Origin of the sequence: Roseinatronobacter ekhonensis (genome assembly GCF_900499075.1) — a bacterium.
In the GTDB taxonomy this organism is placed as follows: domain Bacteria; phylum Pseudomonadota; class Alphaproteobacteria; order Rhodobacterales; family Rhodobacteraceae; genus Roseinatronobacter; species Roseinatronobacter ekhonensis.
In genome coordinates this window covers 46,078-62,838 of sequence record NZ_UIHC01000001.1, presented here as the reverse complement: position 1 = coordinate 62,838, position 16,761 = coordinate 46,078, and the positions used below count along the sequence as shown (strand labels likewise).

Genomic DNA, 16,761 nt, shown 5'->3' with positions numbered 1-16,761 from the left:
GACACCGTGTCGCAAAAGCGAAAAACATTGGAACCTTTGACAAACTCGTAACGTAAAGGCACTGAGACGCAAACCACGATGGAGTAAAAACATGCGATTTCAGACTTGCGCCGCGGCTTGCGCGCTGGCGCTTGCGATGCCTGCATTCGCACAGACGCCGGACACCTCCGATTGGCCCGCTGTGCTGGAAGAGGCGCGCGGCCAGACCGTGTATTGGCACGCTTGGGGCGGCGATCCCCGGATCAACAGCTTTATCGCGCAGGTCGGGGCCGAGCTGTCCGAGCGCCACGATGTCACGTTGGAACATGTCCGCTTGGCCGATACCGCCGATGCTGTGACCCGCGTGGTGTCAGAACGCGCGGCGGGCCGTGACGACGGCGGCGCGGTCGATGTGATCTGGATCAACGGGGCGAATTTCGCCTCTATGAAGGACCAAGACCTGCTGTTCGGCCCCTTTGCCGAGGATTTGCCCAACTGGTCGCTTGTCGATACCGACGCCAACCCGGCCATCCTGATCGACTTCACCCTGCCGGTAGAGGGCTATGGCAGCCCGTGGGCGATGTTCCAGATGGTGTTCGAATATGACAGCGCGACGGTGCCGCAACCGCCCCGTTCGCTGGACGCGTTGCGCGCGTGGATTGCCGCGAACCCCGGTCGCTTCACATATCCGCAGCCCCCCGATTTTCTGGGCACATCTTTTCTGAAACAAGCGCTATATGGCGTGCTGGACGACCCGTCGATCCTGCTAAAGCCGACCGACGACGTGGATTACGACGCCGTGACCGCACCGCTTTGGGCCTTTCTGGATGAGATCACGCCGAACCTGTGGCGCTCGGGCCGCGCCTATCCCGCCAACGAGCCCGCGCTGGGGCAGCTTCTGGCGGATGGAGAGGTTGATATCGGCTTTTCGTTCAACCCCGGTCGGGCCTCTGCCGCGATCGCCGATGGCGAATTGCAAGATACCGTCCGCACCATGGTGTTCGACGAGGGCACGCTTGCGAATTCGTCTTATCTGTCCATCCCCTACAACGCCGCCAACAAAGCCGGCGCATTGGTGCTGGCCAACCTGATCCTTGATCCTGAAATCCAGGCGCTTGCGCAAGACCCCGCCGTGCTTGGGTTTCAGACAGTGCTGGGCATGGACAGGCTGACGCCAGAAAACCGCGCGCGGTTTGACGCGCTGGATCTGGGCATCGCCACGCTTTCCCCCGACGAGATGGGCACCGGCCTGCTGGAGCCGCACCCAAGCTGGATGACCCGCGTGGCCGAGGATTGGGCCGCGCGCTACGGCACCGCCGAATGATCCGTGCCGCGCCGGGATTGGTGGTCGCCCTGATGGCGCTGCCGGTCGCGGCGGGGCTGGCGGGCGCTGTTCTGCCCGCCTTCGGCTACTTTCCCGCCCTTGGAGGCGCGGATTTCAGCCTTGCCCCTTGGCGCGACTTGGCGGCATGGCCCGGCCTTGGCTCTGCCGTGCGGTTGTCGATTGTCACTGGGCTTGGGGCCACGGTTATATCGCTTGCCATCACGCTGCTGATTGTCGCCGCATGGCAGGGTACGCGTAGCTTTCGCGTGGTCACAAGCCTGCTTGCGCCGCTTTTGTCCTTGCCACACGCGGCAGCGGCGTTCGGGCTGGCATTTCTTATTGCGCCCTCTGGCTGGGTGGCGCGCGCGCTCTCGCCCTGGGCCACCGGCTGGGACCGCCCCCCCGACCTGCTGATCGTGAACGACCAAGCTGGACTGGCGCTGATCGCAGGGCTGGTGCTGAAGGAAGTGCCGTTCCTGATGCTGATGACCCTTGCCGCGCTTGGCCAGACCGACAGCGCCCGTCGCATGGCGGTGGCGCGCAGCTTGGGTTACGGGCGCGTTATGGGATGGGCCAAGACCGTGCTGCCTGCTGTCTACCGCCAGATACGCTTGCCGGTTTTTGCCGTGCTGGCCTATTCAATGTCGGTGGTGGATGTCGCGCTCATCCTTGGGCCAACCCGCCCCAACACGCTGGCCGTGCAAGTTCTGGACTGGATGACAGCGCCCGACCTGACCTTGCGGTTTACCGCCAGCGCGGGTGCGGTGCTGCAACTGCTGTTGGTGCTGGGCGCTCTGGCAGTCTGGATACTGGCAGAGCGGATAGTCGCCGCCAGAGGGCGCCTGTGGGCCGGGCGCGGGGCGCGTGGCCAGATGCTTGACACCCCGTTGCGGACGCTCGTGGCACTGCCCATGGCCTTTATCGGTCTGGGCGTGGGCTTGGGGCTGACGGGTTTGGCACTCTGGTCCGTCGCCGGGCTGTGGCGTTTTCCCGACCTGCTGCCACAAAGCTACGGCCTGCGTGTCTGGACGGATCAGTCGGCGCAGCTTGTCGGGCTTGGGCGCACCACTGCGCTGCTGGCGGGTCTGTCGGCGCTGATCGCGCTGGTGCTGACAATCGCGCATCTGCAAGCAGGCGCATCGCGCTTGGTCAAGGTCATCTACATCCCGCTTCTGGTGCCGCAAATCGCCTTCCTTCCGGGGTTGTCAGCCCTGGGCCTTTGGCTGGGGCTGGACGGCACCTTGGGCGCGGTGCTGGCGGTGCATCTGGTCTTTGTGCTGCCCTATGTCGCGCTGTCGCTGTCGGACCCGTGGCAGGCATGGGACCACCGTGCTGGGCTGGCGGCATCGGCGCTTGGTGCGGGACCATGGCGCGTGCTGGTCGCTGTCCGGCTGCCCATGATTCTTCGCGCACTGTGCATTGCCTTTGCCGTAGGTTTCGCGACATCGGTTGCGCAATATTTGCCAACCCTACTGATCGGCGCGGGCCGTGTTGGCACATTGACCACAGAGGCGGTGGCGCTCGCGGCCTCCGGCAACCGGCGGCTGATCGGGGTTTGGGCGGTGATGCAAATGGCGCTGCCGATGGTGGTCTTCGCACTTGCGCTGGCCCTGCCCGCGCTGATTGCGCGGCGCAGACGGGGGCTGAAAGTGGCATGAGCCTGCAACTGGACAAGCTGCGCATAACGCAAGACGGGCGCGAGATGGTATCACTGGACCTGACCGTCGCGGCAGGCGAGGTGCTGACCCTGATGGGACCGTCGGGTTGTGGAAAATCCACGGCTTTGGCGGCGATTATCGGCGCCCTGCCACCTGCGTTCAAGATGACCGGCCACATCCATCTGGGCGGGAAAGACGTGACCAACGTGCCGACATTCAAGCGCCGCATGGGGTTGCTGTTCCAAGACGACGTGCTGTTTCCGCATTTGTCCGTCGGCGGCAATCTGGGATTTGGCCTGCCGCGCGGCACACCCGACCGCGACGCGCGCATTGCCGAAGCACTTTCGGCGGCGGGACTGGACGGGATGGGCAAGCGCGATCCGGCGACCTTGTCCGGCGGGCAGCGCGCCCGAGTCGCACTGATGCGCACGCTGCTCAGCGCACCGCATGCACTTTTGCTGGATGAGCCCTTCTCGAAGCTGGACGCCGGTCTGCGCGATCAGATGCGGGCCTTCACCTTTGCGCAGGCCCGCGATCTGCCGACAATCCTCGTGACACATGACATCGAAGATGCAAGAGCCGCCGGAGGGCGCGTGCTCTCTGTAACCGGCACCTCGATCAGCTAAGCTCGCGCTCGGCAAAAAACTCCAGCAAGGTGGTGTGTAGCCGTTCCAGCTTCAGCGGCTTGGTCAGGCACGCGTCGAACCCCGCTTGCAGGTAGCTGTCCACCTGATGAGACATCGCATTCGCGGTAAACGCAAAGGCGGGGGTTTGCGGACGACCGGCGTTCCGGTCCTCGGAACGGATGGTATTCAACAATGTGACCCCGTCCATACCCGGCATCGAAATATCGAGGATCATCAAATCGAAACGCTCAGTGCGCGCCTTTTCCAACGCGTCGAGCCCGTCATTCGCCAGCGTCACACGCGCACCCAACTGCCCCAGCATGATGCTTAGTATCATCTGGTTCGTGCGGTTATCATCCGCCGCAAGAATAGACATTTCGGGCAACCGCTGAGATCTGACCGGCGCAGGCTTGCTGGCCGGCAACGCGGTATCCGCCGATTGCGGGGCAACCGGAATGGGCAACCGTATGGCAATCGTCGTGCCGACATCCGGCGCCGATTTGGTTTCGATGGTTCCCCCCATCAACTCAACCAGATTTCGCACGATCGACATGCCCAATCCCGTTCCCCCGAAGCGGCGCGAAATGGTACTGTCGGCTTGCAAGAACGCATCAAACATGCGGGCGTGTTGCGCCTGTGTCATGCCAATCCCGCTGTCTTCGACCGTCATGATGACGGTGTTGTCATCGGGTGCGGAAATCGAAACCGACACATGCCCGCGCTCGGTGAATTTGATCGCGTTCGAGATCATGTTGTGCAGAATCTGCGTCAGGCGTTGCGGGTCGCCCAGCCGGTCCCGCCCCGTGGGATCGTCAATTTTCACGGCAAATGACAGCCGTTTTTCAGAGGCGCGCAATGTGTGCACCTCTTCCGTGCGGCGGGCCAGATCGGCCAAAGAAAAGGCCGTGGCCTCCAGCTCCAGCGCGTCGGCCTCTATCTTGGACATGTCCAGAAGGTCGTTGATGATCCCCATCAGCAACCCGCCGCTGTCGCGCAAGATATCAAGCATGCGCACCTGAGCGGGATCTTCAATCATTTCTTCGAGAATGTCGGAAATGCCAAGTATGCCGTTCAGCGGCGTGCGGATTTCGTGGCTCATCTTGGCAAGAAAATTCGACTTGGCCACATTGGCGCGGTGCGCTTCCTGCAACGCGATTTCGCGCGCCTGTTCTGCCCGCACCAATCCGGTCACATCCGTCACCGAATACACCACAGACGCAGCCTCGACCTCGCCATGGGCAATGGGGGCTGCGTTGATGGACGCATAGCGCAAATCATCTGGGCAATGCAGCGCAATCCGGTGGTTCTCCACCATATGCCCCGTGCGCTTTACAATGGTAAAGGGTTCCTGCTCATCTGGTATGGGCCGCCCGGAAATATCCGTGATCCGCCAGTCTGGGGAATTATATGGTTGCCCTTGCATTTCTGCGACGGTGACGCCCAGGACACGCTCTGCCTCGTCATTGGCATAGACAATCTCGCCGTTGCCCGAAAGCACCACGAACCCAGCCGCATTCGTGCTGACAATGCCCTGCAAGAACGCGCGCTCCTTAGCCAGTTCCTCTTGTGCAACGCGCATTTCGAAGGTGGCTTTGCGCCGCATCAGCACAGAGCGGACCACATCGGCAAAAGATCGCAGCAAGTAGATTTCGCCGGGCAGGAACATACCCGAATTGCGCACGCTATCGAAGCCGACGAACCCGACCAGCGTCTGCTCGTCGATCATCGGCACAATCAGAAGCGACCTGATTCCCTGATGCGACAGGAATTCATACTCTTCCGAATCAGGTGGGAGTTCGGCGATTTCGGGCAAATGAAACGCCCCACCACCGCGGATCGGCGCCAACATCCACTCGAACGCGGCGACCGGCAGGTTCTGCAACTCGTCAATCATCGGCTCGGTATGAGTGCTGCACCATTCGTGGGTGTTGCTGCCGGTGTCCCCCTCTATCATGAAAACATAAACGCGATCACGGCCGGTGAAGCTGCCGATCTGGGCTAGCCCGTCGTCAACGGCGCAATCCACGTCTTCCACCGGCGCAGAGAGAAGGCGGTTTATCAACTGCACCACCAGCGCCTGAGTCTCTGTCAGGCGCTGCTCATTGCCTCCATCCGGCGGCATTCCATTTTGCTCTGGGTCTGTCACAGACAACCCTCGCCATCGGCGCCGGATAAGATCGGCCTCGCTCATGTTAAACGACTTTCAAAGAATTGTCTTCTATCGGCAACGCACTGCTTTTGGTAGTATATGAAAGGTTAAATTTCAATTTAAACGCGCAAGCCCGTAGAGTGATTTCCGGCCATCGCGAATGGGGTTGCACTGGCCCGGTCATTGCCTATAACCCGCCTCAATTTGCGCGGGCCCCGCACGGGGCGCGGGCCTGCGCGTGCAAGGGGGTCAGCCATGCCGAAAAGAACCGATATCCAATCCATCATGATCATCGGGGCGGGGCCAATCGTTATCGGTCAGGCATGCGAATTCGACTATTCCGGCGCACAGGCCTGCAAGGCACTGCGCGAGGAAGGGTATCGGGTTATCCTTGTCAATTCCAACCCGGCCACGATCATGACCGATCCGGGGCTGGCGGATGCAACCTATATCGAACCCATCACCCCCGAGATTGTCGCCAAGATCATCGAGAAAGAGCGCCCCGACGCGCTGCTGCCAACGATGGGCGGACAGACGGGCCTGAACACGTCGCTGGCGCTGGCCGATATGGGCGTGCTCGAAAAGTTCGGGGTAGAGTTGATCGGCGCGAACCGCGACGCCATCGAAATGGCCGAGGACCGCAAGCTGTTCCGCGAGGCGATGGACCGCATCGGGCTGGAAAACCCGCGCGCCACCATTATCGCCGCGCCGAAACAGGATGACGGAAAGTACGATATCAACGCTGGCGTGGCAGAGGCGATTGATGCCATTGAATTCGTCGGTCTGCCCGCGATCATCCGCCCCGCCTACACGCTGGGCGGCACCGGCGGCGGCGTGGCTTATAACCGTGACGATTACGAGCGCATTTGCCGCTCGGGGCTGGATGCGTCGCCCGTCGCGCAGATCTTGGTCGATGAATCGCTGCTGGGCTGGAAAGAGTACGAGATGGAGGTCGTGCGCGATCGCGCCGACAACGCCATCATCGTCTGTTCCATCGAAAACGTGGACCCGATGGGCGTGCACACGGGCGACTCTGTCACCGTTGCGCCCGCGCTGACGCTGACCGACAAGGAATACCAGATCATGCGAAACGGCTCTATTGCCGTGCTGCGCGAGATCGGGGTCGAAACCGGCGGATCGAACGTGCAATGGGCGATCAACCCCGCCGACGGACGCATGGTTGTGATCGAGATGAACCCCCGCGTGTCGCGCTCGTCCGCGCTGGCGTCCAAGGCCACGGGCTTTCCGATCGCCAAGATCGCGGCCAAGCTGGCCGTGGGTTACACGCTGGACGAACTGGACAACGATATCACGAAAGTGACACCGGCCTCGTTCGAGCCGACCATAGATTACGTTGTCACCAAAATCCCAAGGTTCGCTTTTGAAAAGTTCGCAGGCTCCGAAGCGGAGCTGACCACCGCTATGAAATCTGTGGGCGAAGCAATGGCGATTGGCCGGACCTTCCACGAATCCATGCAAAAGGCGCTGGCCAGCATGGAAACCGGCCTGAGCGGGTTTGATGAGATCGCCATTCCAGGCGCGCCTGATCGCGCGGCCATTATCAAGGCCATCAGCGCCCAGACGCCCGACAGGCTGCGCCTGATCGCGCAGGCCATGCGTGAGGGCATGAATGATGACGATATTCAGGCCGCAACCGCGTTTGACCCGTGGTTTCTGGCCCGCATCCGCGAAATTATCGACATGGAAGCGCGCATCCGTGCCGATGGCCTGCCCGTCACCGCCGACGGCCTGCGCGAGTTGAAAATGATGGGGTTTACCGATGCCCGTCTTGCCACATTGACCGGCCGCGAAGAGGATCAGGTCCGTCGCGCGCGCCGCAATCTGGGTGTGAACGCGGTGTTCAAGCGGATCGACACTTGCGCCGCAGAGTTCGAAGCGCAGACACCCTACATGTATTCGACCTATGAAACCCCGGTCATGGGCGATGCCGAATGCGAAGCGCGCCCTTCTGACCGCAAGAAAGTGGTTATTCTGGGTGGCGGTCCGAACCGGATCGGCCAAGGGATCGAGTTTGACTATTGCTGCTGCCATGCCTGTTTCGCGTTGACCGATGTTGGCTACGAGACGATCATGATCAACTGCAACCCCGAAACCGTGTCGACCGATTACGACACGTCGGACCGCTTGTATTTCGAGCCGCTGACACTGGAGCATGTGCTGGAAATTCTGCGGGTAGAGCAGGACAACGGCACGCTGCACGGGGTGATTGTGCAGTTCGGTGGACAGACGCCGCTGAAACTGGCCAATGCGCTTCAGGACGAGGGTATCCCAATCCTCGGCACGAGCCCCGATGCGATTGACCTTGCAGAAGACCGCGAGCGTTTTCAGGCGCTGCTGAACAAGCTAGGCTTGCGTCAACCGGTCAACGGCATTGCGTCCAGCCCCGAACAGGCGTTCAAGATCGCGCAACAGGTGGGCTACCCGTTGGTAATCCGCCCGTCCTATGTGCTGGGTGGCCGCGCAATGGAGATCGTGCGCGACGACGCGCATCTGGAACGCTATATCCGCGACGCGGTGGTCGTGTCCGGCAAGAACCCCGTTCTGCTGGACAGCTACCTGATCGGCGCGGTCGAGGTGGATGTCGATGCTCTTTGCGACGGAGAGAACGTGCATGTGGCAGGCATCATGCAGCATATCGAGGAGGCGGGCGTGCATTCGGGCGACAGCGCCTGTTCGCTGCCCCCTTACTCGCTGGATGCTGCGACCATTGCCGAGTTGCGCGTGCAGACCGAAGCCATGGCGCGCGGTCTGAACGTGGTGGGGCTGATGAATGTGCAATTCGCCATCAAGGATGGCGAAATCTATGTGCTGGAAGTGAACCCGCGTGCCTCGCGGACGGTGCCGTTTGTGGCCAAGGCAACCGACAGCGCGATTGCGTCCATCGCCGCGCGGCTGATGGCGGGAGAGCCTCTGTCGAACTTCGCGCAGCGCGCGCCGATCTCGACCGATGTTGCCCCGTCAGACCCGCTGCCCATGGGCGACCCGATGACACTGGCGGACCCGCAAACACCGTGGTTCTCGGTCAAGGAAGCCGTGCTGCCCTTCGCACGCTTCCCCGGTGTCGACACGTTGCTGGGGCCGGAGATGCGCTCCACCGGCGAGGTGATGGGCTGGGCGCGCCGCTTTGACCGCGCATTCTACAAAGCGCAGCTGGGCGCTGGCGTAGACCTGCCCGCCTCGGGCCGCGTGTTCCTGTCGATCAAGGACTATGACAAAGGCCCGATGATGGTCGAAGCCGCGAAACTGCTGGTCGAAATGGGCTTTGCCATTGTCGCCACACGCGGCACGGCCGACTGGCTGGGCACGCAGGATGTGCCCTGCGAGGTGGTCAACAAAGTTTATGAGGGGCGTCCGAATATCGTGGACCTGCTGAAAAGCGGCGAGATCGCGATGGTGCTGAACACGACCGAGGGCGCGCAAGCCATAGAGGACAGCCGCGAAATCCGCGCGGTCGCGCTCTATGACAAGATCCCCTATTACACGACGGCGGCTGGCAGCCACGCGGCGGTGCAGGCTATCCGCGCCATGCTGGAGGGCAATATCGGGGTGCGCGCGCTGCAACACGCTGCGGCGGAATAAACCGCCGCGGTCGCGGGCACGCTGCGCCCTATTCGGCGAGCGGCAAACCACTGGGCAGGCTGTCGGGCGCGCCTATGCGCCCGTCCAGCGAGGCAGGGTCGGACAACGCGTCCAGAAATGCCATCAGCATGTCCATCTCGCCCTCTGCCAACGCTGGCATGCCGTAACGCTTCATGGTGCGGGCGGCGGCAGCTTTGACAGCCCCCACTTGCATCCGGTTGGACAGCGCACCGTAATCCGGCAGCGCGCTGGCCAGTTGCGGCAACACGGCTTGGGGGCTGTAGCGTTCCAGCCCTGCGACAGGGTCCATGTGATGGGTCACGAAATCGCGCAGATCAGAGAACGCGCCTGCGTGGCCCCATGGCCCGTTATGGACAACATTGCGCAGCATCGGCGTGCGAAAGGCATAGGCATCGCCCCGCGATAACGTGACAGCCGCGCGCCCGATATCGCGGGTATAGCCATCGGCGTCCCGCTCTTTTCCCGGCCCGATGGGCGGCTCACCCATGGCGTGGAACTCTTGGTCGCTTAGCAGCGCACCAGAGTGACATTCGGCGCAGCGCGCCTTGCCGAAAAACAGGCGCATCCCCTCGCCCGCTTCGGGCGAAAGCGCGGCCTCTTCGCGCATATACCGGTCGAACGCCGTGTCGTTGGCCCGGAATTCATGGCTGATAAAGGCCGCGATAGCATTGGCGATCTCGTCCATGCGGACACGCGCATCCTGCCCGCGCCACGCCGAAAATGACGTGCGGTAGTCGTCGATCCCGTCAATCCGGGCCGATAGCAGCGCCCATGCACCATCATCGCCATGAATGCGCTCTTCTTTGACGGCTGTCGCAACCCTGTTCTCTGTCGCGCGGCCAGCCATTTCTGCGTGTGACAGCACCGGAAACAGGGCTTGCGCGGCCAAAACAGAGTCGAGCGCCATGTAATCCAACGGCCCCTGCGGGGTGAGCAGCGTCGCGGGGTCGGTGGGGTCACGCTCCACGCGCCCGTCATGGAACAAGACGCGCAGATCGGATACGCCCAAATTCCAAAGCGCGGGCGCGTTGCGCGGAATACGCTCTTGCGCGCTATAGGGGCCAGCGACACTTCGCTCCGGCCCAAGCCCTGCCGCGCCGGTCCCAAGACCCAGTGATACCCCATCGCCGGACCCAAGCGTGGGGTGGTGACAGGTCGCGCAAGAGACATCCTTGTTGCCCGAAAGGATCGGGTCAAAGAACAGATCGCGCCCGATTTCCGCCAAAGCCATATCGATCTGCGCGAACATGTCATCATTCAGCGCCATCGGGGCCGACGGGACGGCAAAGGGGCGCGGCGGCGGACGGCGTATGACCAGCGGCGCCAGCAAACGGCCGCGTTCTGCGGGCAGCACGGCGGGTTGTTGCGGTGCAACGCGCGGGGCTGTCTGCGCCCCGGCATCCGGAGCCTCGACCGTGGCATCAGGGGTGCGCGCGTAAGGCCCTGTGCCAAAGATCTCACCCATCAGCGCGCCGGCACGCGCGTCGCCATGTGCCGCTGCTTGGCGCAAGGCACGATAGGCGGTCGCGAAATCCCCGTCCGACATGGCGGTGAAGCCGGATTCGACTGATTGTGCAATCCCGCCGGATGCCATGACGACCGACATGGCGGCCGCAGGTAAGAGTGATTTGAAAACGCTGCGCATAAAATATCCCCGAGAATTGGCTTCAACAATCCGTGATGACGCCACTCTAGACCAGCCGGTCACACGACCAAAGGAATTTTCGGGTTTGCGGCCATAAAGAGCCGGTTCGCATGAAAAAAGGCCGCCCTGAAGGGCGGCCTTTCGACGTGTTTCATGTGCCGGGCTGGCTTACATCATGCCGCCCATGCCACCCATGCCGCCCATGTCGGGCATACCGCCGCCGCCGTTCGAGCCTTTTGGCTCTGGCTTGTCGGCGATCATGGCTTCGGTCGTGATCAGCAGACCAGCCACCGAAGAGGCGTCTTGCAACGCGGTGCGCACAACCTTGGCGGGGTCGATAACGCCGAATTTGAACATGTCGCCATATTCATCGGTCTGAGCGTTGAAGCCAAAGGTTTTGTCGTTCGATTCGCGGATCTTGCCGGCAACGACAGACCCGTCCACACCAGCATTTTCAGCAATCTGGCGCAGCGGCGCTTCAAGCGCACGGCGCACGATAGAGATACCGACGGTCTGATCGGGGTTCTCGCCTTCCAGACCTTCGAGCGCTTTTGCCCCTTGAACGAGCGACACGCCACCGCCGACAACGATGCCTTCCTGAACGGCCGCGCGGGTTGCGTTCAGAGCGTCATCGACACGGTCCTTGCGCTCTTTCACTTCCACTTCGCTCATGCCGCCCACGCGGATAACGGCAACACCGCCTGCCAGTTTGGCCAGACGCTCTTGCAGCTTCTCGCGGTCGTAATCGCTGGTGGTTTCTTCGATCTGCGCACGGATCTGGGACACGCGTGCCTCGATCTCGGCCTTTTCGCCAGCGCCGTCCACGATCGTGGTTTCGTCCTTGGTGATATTGACGGTCTTGGCAGAGCCAAGCATGTCCATGGTCACGCTTTCCAGCTTCATGCCCAGATCTTCGCTGATCACCTGACCACCGGTCAGAACAGCGATATCCTGCAGCATGGCCTTGCGACGATCACCAAAGCCCGGTGCTTTGACGGCGGCAATTTTCAGACCACCGCGCAGTTTGTTGACCACGAGGGTCGCCAGTGCTTCGCCTTCGACGTCTTCGGCAATGATCAGCAGCGGCTTTTGCGACTGGATCACTTGCTCCAGCAGCGGAACCATCGGCTGCAGCGAGGACAGCTTCTTCTCGTGGATCAGGATGAGACAGTCATCCAACTCGGCGATCATCTTGTCGCCGTTGGTCACGAAATAGGGCGACAGGTAACCGCGGTCGAACTGCATGCCTTCGACAACATCGGTCTCGGTTTCCAGACCTTTGTTTTCCTCGACGGTGATCACACCCTCGTTGCCGACTTTCTGCATTGCATCTGCGATCTGGCGGCCGATTTCGGATTCGCCGTTCGCGGAGATGGTGCCGACCTGCGCCACTTCATCGCTGTCATTGACGGGACGAGCCGATGCCATGATCGATTCGACGACTTTCTTGGTCGCAAGATCGATGCCGCGCTTCAGGTCCATCGGGTTCATGCCAGCGGCAACCGATTTCAGACCTTCGCGCACGATGGCTTGGGCCAGAACGGTCGCGGTGGTGGTGCCGTCACCGGCTTCGTCATTGGTGCGCGAGGCCACTTCTTTGACCATCTGCGCGCCCATGTTCTCGAACTTGTCTTCCAGTTCGATTTCCTTGGCGACCGTGACACCGTCTTTGGTGATACGGGGTGCGCCGAAGGATTTGTCGATCACGACGTTACGGCCTTTGGGGCCAAGCGTGACCTTTACGGCATCGGCAAGAATGTTCACGCCTTTGAGCATACGGTCGCGGGCATTGGTGTTGAATTTGACGTCCTTAGCAGCCATTTCGGTGCCTCCTGGTTGTCTGAATTGGGTTGGTCAGGTGCGAGATCAGGCGATAACGCCCAGAATGTCGCCTTCCTTCATGATCAGCAGCTCTTCACCATCGACGGTGACTTCGGTGCCGGACCATTTGCCGAACAGAACGCGGTCGCCTGCCTTGACGGCGGGCGCGATCAATTCGCCCGAATCCTTGCGGGCGCCATCACCGGTCGAGATGATCTCGCCTTCGGCAGGCTTTTCCTTGGCGGTTTCGGGGATGATAAGGCCACCCTTGGTCTTTTCTTCGCCTTCGACACGGCGGACAAGCACACGATCGTGCAGCGGTTTAAATGCCATCTGAGAACACTCCCTTGGTTCCAGGTTGAATTTGATTAGCACTCATAGGCAGCGAGTGCTAACGGCGCATAGGTAGGCAGGGTGCGACAGGCTGTCAAGCAGCCATCTGTCAAAAATCTTTATGCACGGAACCCTTGAAATTCGGCCTGTCAAACCCTTGTCGCAACAGTGGATGACAAGGCTCAACGCAGCGCCTATAACGCGCCCGAAAACCACAAACATACGGGACAGCACGACATGACCACGCTTGTTTTCGGCCATCTTTCGCCCGACACTGATTCCACTGGCTCGCCCATCATCTGGGCTTGGTTCCTGAACGAGGTGCGGAAAACTCCGGCAGAGGCCGTATTGCTAGGCGAACCCAACACCGAAGCGGCGTTTGTGCTGAAACATTGGGACTGTCCCAAGCCCCGCATCATGACCGAGATTGCCGATGGTACCACCGCCGTCGTCGTCGATACCAACAACCCCGGCGAATTGCCCGGCAATATCAACGAACTGGATGTGGCAGCGATCATAGACCACCACAAGCTGGTCGGCGGACTTGAAACCAAGGGGCCGATCGACATCACCATCCGCCCGCTGGCCTGTACCGCGACCATCATGAACAGCCTGATCGGCAAGCACATGGCGCAAGCCCCCGCATGGGTGAAGGGGCTGATGTTGTCGTGCATCCTGTCGGACACGCTGGAATTCCGCTCGCCAACCACGACCCAGGAAGACCGCGCCATTGCGCATGCTTTGGCCGATGATCTGGGCGTGGACATGGGGGCGCTGGCCAGCGCCATGTTTGCCGCAAAGTCGGACGTGTCAGCGTTTTCAGATGCCGAGCTGTTGCGGATGGATTCGAAGAACTACGAAGTGGGCGGCAAGAAATTCCGCGTCTCGGTGCTGGAAACCACCTCGCCAGAGCAGATCCTGTCGCGCAAGGACAGCCTGATGGCCAGCATGGACAGTGTCGCCAACGAGGATGGCGCCGATCAGGTTCTGCTGTTCATTGTCGATATTCTGCGCGAAGAGGCGACCATGCTGGTGCCCAATGACGTGACGCGCAATGTCGCGGAAAAGTCCTTTGGCGTGTCCGTGTCAGGCGACACTGTCACCCTGCCCGGCGTCATGAGCCGCAAGAAGCAGATCATTCCCGTTCTGGCCGTTTGAAAGACCCGATATGACCCGTATTCTGAGCAGCTTCTCCGAAGTATCGGCAACCTATGACCTTGCCTTGGTAGACCTATGGGGCTGCGTGCATAATGGCGAGGTCATTTACCCGGCCGCCGAGGCCGCGTTGATCGCGTATCGCAAAGCTGGCGGAAAGGTCATTCTGGTCACGAACGCCCCGCGCCCTGAAGCGGGCGTGCGTGAACGGCTCGACGCGATGGGCCTGTCCACCGACGCCTATGATGCGATTGCAACCTCTGGCGATGCCGCACAACAGGCCATGCTGATGGGCGCGGTGGGCACGAAGGTCTGGCATCTGGGGCCGGACAAGGATGACGGGTTCTTCACCGACCTGCCCGATTGGGCCAAGGACCGCCCCGCCATCGAACGCGTCAGCTTTGACGAGGCCGAAGGCATCGTCTGCACAGGTCCGTTCAACGAGTTGACCGAAACCCCCGAAGATTATCGCGGACGATTTCTGGCCGCCAAGGCGCGCGGGTTAAAGCTGCTTTGTGCAAATCCCGATATTGTCGTGGATTATGGCGAAACCCGGATTTATTGCGCGGGCGCGCTGGCGCAGCTTTACGACCAGATGGGGGGCGAAAGCCTGTATTTCGGCAAGCCGCACCCGCCGATCTATGATCTGGCCCGCCGCCACGCACAAAAGCTGGGACTTGCCTTTGCCGAAGACCGGGTGATCGCGATTGGCGACGGCATCCAGACCGATATCAAGGGCGGCATGGCCGAAGGGGTCGATACGTTGTTCATAACTGGCGGGTTGGCAGCGGACGCCTTCGGCGCGGATGTCGAGCAGCCGGAGCAAGCCGCGCTGGACGCTTGGCTGCAATCCGAAGCGCAGTCGCCCAGTTTCGCAATCGGCCGCCTTAGGTAATTGCGGCAGAATGCCGCGCAACATAATTACACCATAAACCCGCCACACTGACATTTTATTACGCAAGCCACTTGCGCGACTCGGCCCAATGGGCTAGTGCTGCACTGCAACATGGCCCGGAACCTTTGAAAGGCGTGATACGATGTTGGACAATGGCATGAATGACAATTTCCCGCGTGGCACGATCTGCATTGAAGATCTTGAGATCGGCATGGCGCGCCATCTGCAAAAGGAAATCACCGACCGCGACATCGAATTGTTCGCAGAGGTGTCCACCGACCGGAACCCCGTTCATCTCGACGATGCTTACGCGCAGGACACGATTTTCGAGGGGCGCATCGCCCACGGAATGCTGACTGCGGGTCTGATTTCGGCCGTGATCGGCGAGCAACTGCCAGGTCATGGCACCATCTATATGGGCCAGTCGTTGAAATTCATGGCCCCCGTCCGCCCCGGCGACGTGGTGCATGCCGAGGTGACGGTTCTGACCATCGACTATGGCAAACGCCGCGTGACCCTTGATTGTCGCTGCACTGTGGGGGATATGACGGTCTTGAAGGGTGAGGCCACGGTACTCGCCCCCAGCCGCAAATTCGACTAAGGGGCGCATTTGCCCCAACGAGGGCAGATGCAGGTTTTCCATCACTGGACAGGGCTTGACGCAAATGCCCGTGGCGCATCCGTCGCCATGGGCAATTTCGATGGGCTGCACCTTGGCCACCGTGCCGTGATCGACATGGCGCGCCGGCCCGACGCGCCTTTGGGCGTGGTCACGTTTGAGCCGCATCCGCGTGAATACTTCGCCCCCGATGCGCCGCCTTTCCGGCTGATGAACGCGCAAGCGCGGGCGCACCGTCTGCAAGTGCTTGGGGTCGACCGGCTGTATGAGCTGCCCTTTGACGAGACGCTCTCGACCCTCACGGCGCGCGCGTTCGCCCAGCAGGTTTTGCATATCGGGCTCGGCATTCGCCATGTCGTGATCGGGGCGGATTTCTGCTTTGGCAAAGGGCGCACGGGCACCGCCGCAGATTTGCAGGCTTTGGGCCATGAGCTTGGCTTTGATGTGACGGTGGCAGAACTCGTCGCGCAGGGCGATGACGTATTTTCATCCACCGCCATCCGCGCGGCGCTGACAGAGGGCGCCCCGCGCCGGGCCGCGCATATGCTGGGCCATTGGCACCGGATCGAGGGACCGGTTCTGCACGGCGAAAAGCGCGGGCGCGACTTGGGCTACCCCACCGCGAACATGTCCATCGAAGGATTGCACCCGCCGCGTTTCGGGGTCTATGCCGTTCTGGTCGATGTGATGGACGGCCCCCATGCCGGGCGCTATCACGGTGTCGCCTCTATGGGTGTGCGGCCCATGTTCGGGGTGAATACGCCCAATCTGGAGACATTCCTGTTCGATTTCACAGGCGACCTCTACGGCGCGCGCCTGTCGGTCGCTTTGGTCGAACATCTGCGCGACGAGGTAGCCTATGCGGGCGTCGACAAGTTAATCACTCAGATGGATGCCGACAGCCTTCAGGCCCGCGCAATCCTGTCGGCGCTTTAG

The 16,761-nt window shown here is 61.4% G+C and carries 12 protein-coding genes; 8 read left to right on the top strand and 4 right to left on the bottom strand.

Annotated features, from left to right (window positions below; all coding sequences use genetic code 11):
• Positions 1 to 91: 91 nt before the first annotated feature.
• Genes ROE7235_RS00320 through ROE7235_RS00310 form a run of 3 tightly spaced genes read left to right on the top strand, consistent with a single transcriptional unit; the run spans position 92 to position 3,587 of the window.
• The gene (locus ROE7235_RS00320; protein WP_121092665.1) at positions 92 to 1,303 is read left to right on the top strand and encodes an ABC transporter substrate-binding protein; all 1,212 of its coding nucleotides are present in this window, start codon (positions 92 to 94) and stop codon (positions 1,301 to 1,303) included.
• On the top strand, positions 1,300 to 2,961 hold the full coding sequence (locus tag ROE7235_RS00315; protein ID WP_121092664.1) for an ABC transporter permease: 1,662 nt from the start codon (positions 1,300 to 1,302) through the stop codon (positions 2,959 to 2,961). Before ROE7235_RS00320 ends, ROE7235_RS00315 begins: the two co-directional genes overlap by 4 nt.
• A complete protein-coding gene (locus tag ROE7235_RS00310) occupies positions 2,958 to 3,587 on the top strand; it encodes an ATP-binding cassette domain-containing protein (protein ID WP_121092663.1) in 630 nt (209 codons plus the stop codon). Before ROE7235_RS00315 ends, ROE7235_RS00310 begins: the two co-directional genes overlap by 4 nt.
• Here ROE7235_RS00310 and ROE7235_RS00305 read toward each other — a convergent pair.
• Positions 3,580 to 5,709 (bottom strand): hybrid sensor histidine kinase/response regulator, encoded by a 2,130-nt coding sequence (locus ROE7235_RS00305; protein WP_183073225.1) that lies wholly within the window; start codon positions 5,707 to 5,709, stop codon positions 3,580 to 3,582. The genes ROE7235_RS00310 and ROE7235_RS00305 overlap by 8 nt on opposite strands.
• 282 nt (positions 5,710 to 5,991) lie before the next feature.
• On the opposite strand from ROE7235_RS00305, the gene carB reads away from it, so the two are divergent.
• Complete coding sequence (carB, locus tag ROE7235_RS00300; RefSeq protein WP_121092661.1) at positions 5,992 to 9,336, top strand: carbamoyl-phosphate synthase large subunit; 3,345 nt, start codon at positions 5,992 to 5,994, stop codon at positions 9,334 to 9,336.
• Positions 9,337 to 9,364: 28 nt separating this feature from the next.
• Here carB and ROE7235_RS00295 read toward each other — a convergent pair whose 3' ends face one another.
• The 3 genes from ROE7235_RS00295 to ROE7235_RS00285 form a co-directional block, all read right to left on the bottom strand.
• Positions 9,365 to 10,963 (bottom strand): cytochrome-c peroxidase, encoded by a 1,599-nt coding sequence (locus ROE7235_RS00295; protein WP_183073224.1) that lies wholly within the window; start codon positions 10,961 to 10,963, stop codon positions 9,365 to 9,367.
• 207 nt (positions 10,964 to 11,170) lie between these two features.
• Positions 11,171 to 12,823 (bottom strand): chaperonin GroEL, encoded by a 1,653-nt coding sequence (gene groL, locus ROE7235_RS00290; protein WP_121092659.1) that lies wholly within the window; start codon positions 12,821 to 12,823, stop codon positions 11,171 to 11,173.
• Between the two features lie 45 nt (positions 12,824 to 12,868).
• A complete protein-coding gene (locus tag ROE7235_RS00285; RefSeq protein ID WP_121092658.1) occupies positions 12,869 to 13,156 on the bottom strand; it encodes a co-chaperone GroES in 288 nt (95 codons plus the stop codon).
• A gap of 237 nt (positions 13,157 to 13,393) precedes the next feature.
• Here ROE7235_RS00285 and ROE7235_RS00280 point away from each other — a divergent pair, with 237 nt between their 5' ends.
• The 4 genes from ROE7235_RS00280 (at position 13,394) to ROE7235_RS00265 (ending at position 16,761) form a co-directional block, all read left to right on the top strand.
• Positions 13,394 to 14,314 carry a manganese-dependent inorganic pyrophosphatase gene (locus tag ROE7235_RS00280; RefSeq protein ID WP_121092791.1) on the top strand — a complete coding sequence of 307 codons (921 nt, stop codon included), beginning with the start codon at positions 13,394 to 13,396 and terminating at the stop codon, positions 14,312 to 14,314.
• A 10-nt stretch (positions 14,315 to 14,324) separates the two neighbouring features.
• Positions 14,325 to 15,206, top strand: coding sequence for a TIGR01459 family HAD-type hydrolase (locus ROE7235_RS00275; RefSeq protein WP_121092657.1), 882 nt, complete (start codon positions 14,325 to 14,327; stop codon positions 15,204 to 15,206).
• A gap of 157 nt (positions 15,207 to 15,363) precedes the next feature.
• The gene (locus tag ROE7235_RS00270) at positions 15,364 to 15,807 is read left to right on the top strand and encodes a MaoC family dehydratase (RefSeq protein WP_121092790.1); all 444 of its coding nucleotides are present in this window, start codon (positions 15,364 to 15,366) and stop codon (positions 15,805 to 15,807) included.
• A 27-nt stretch (positions 15,808 to 15,834) separates the two neighbouring features.
• A complete protein-coding gene (locus ROE7235_RS00265; RefSeq protein WP_121092656.1) occupies positions 15,835 to 16,761 on the top strand; it encodes a bifunctional riboflavin kinase/FAD synthetase in 927 nt (308 codons plus the stop codon).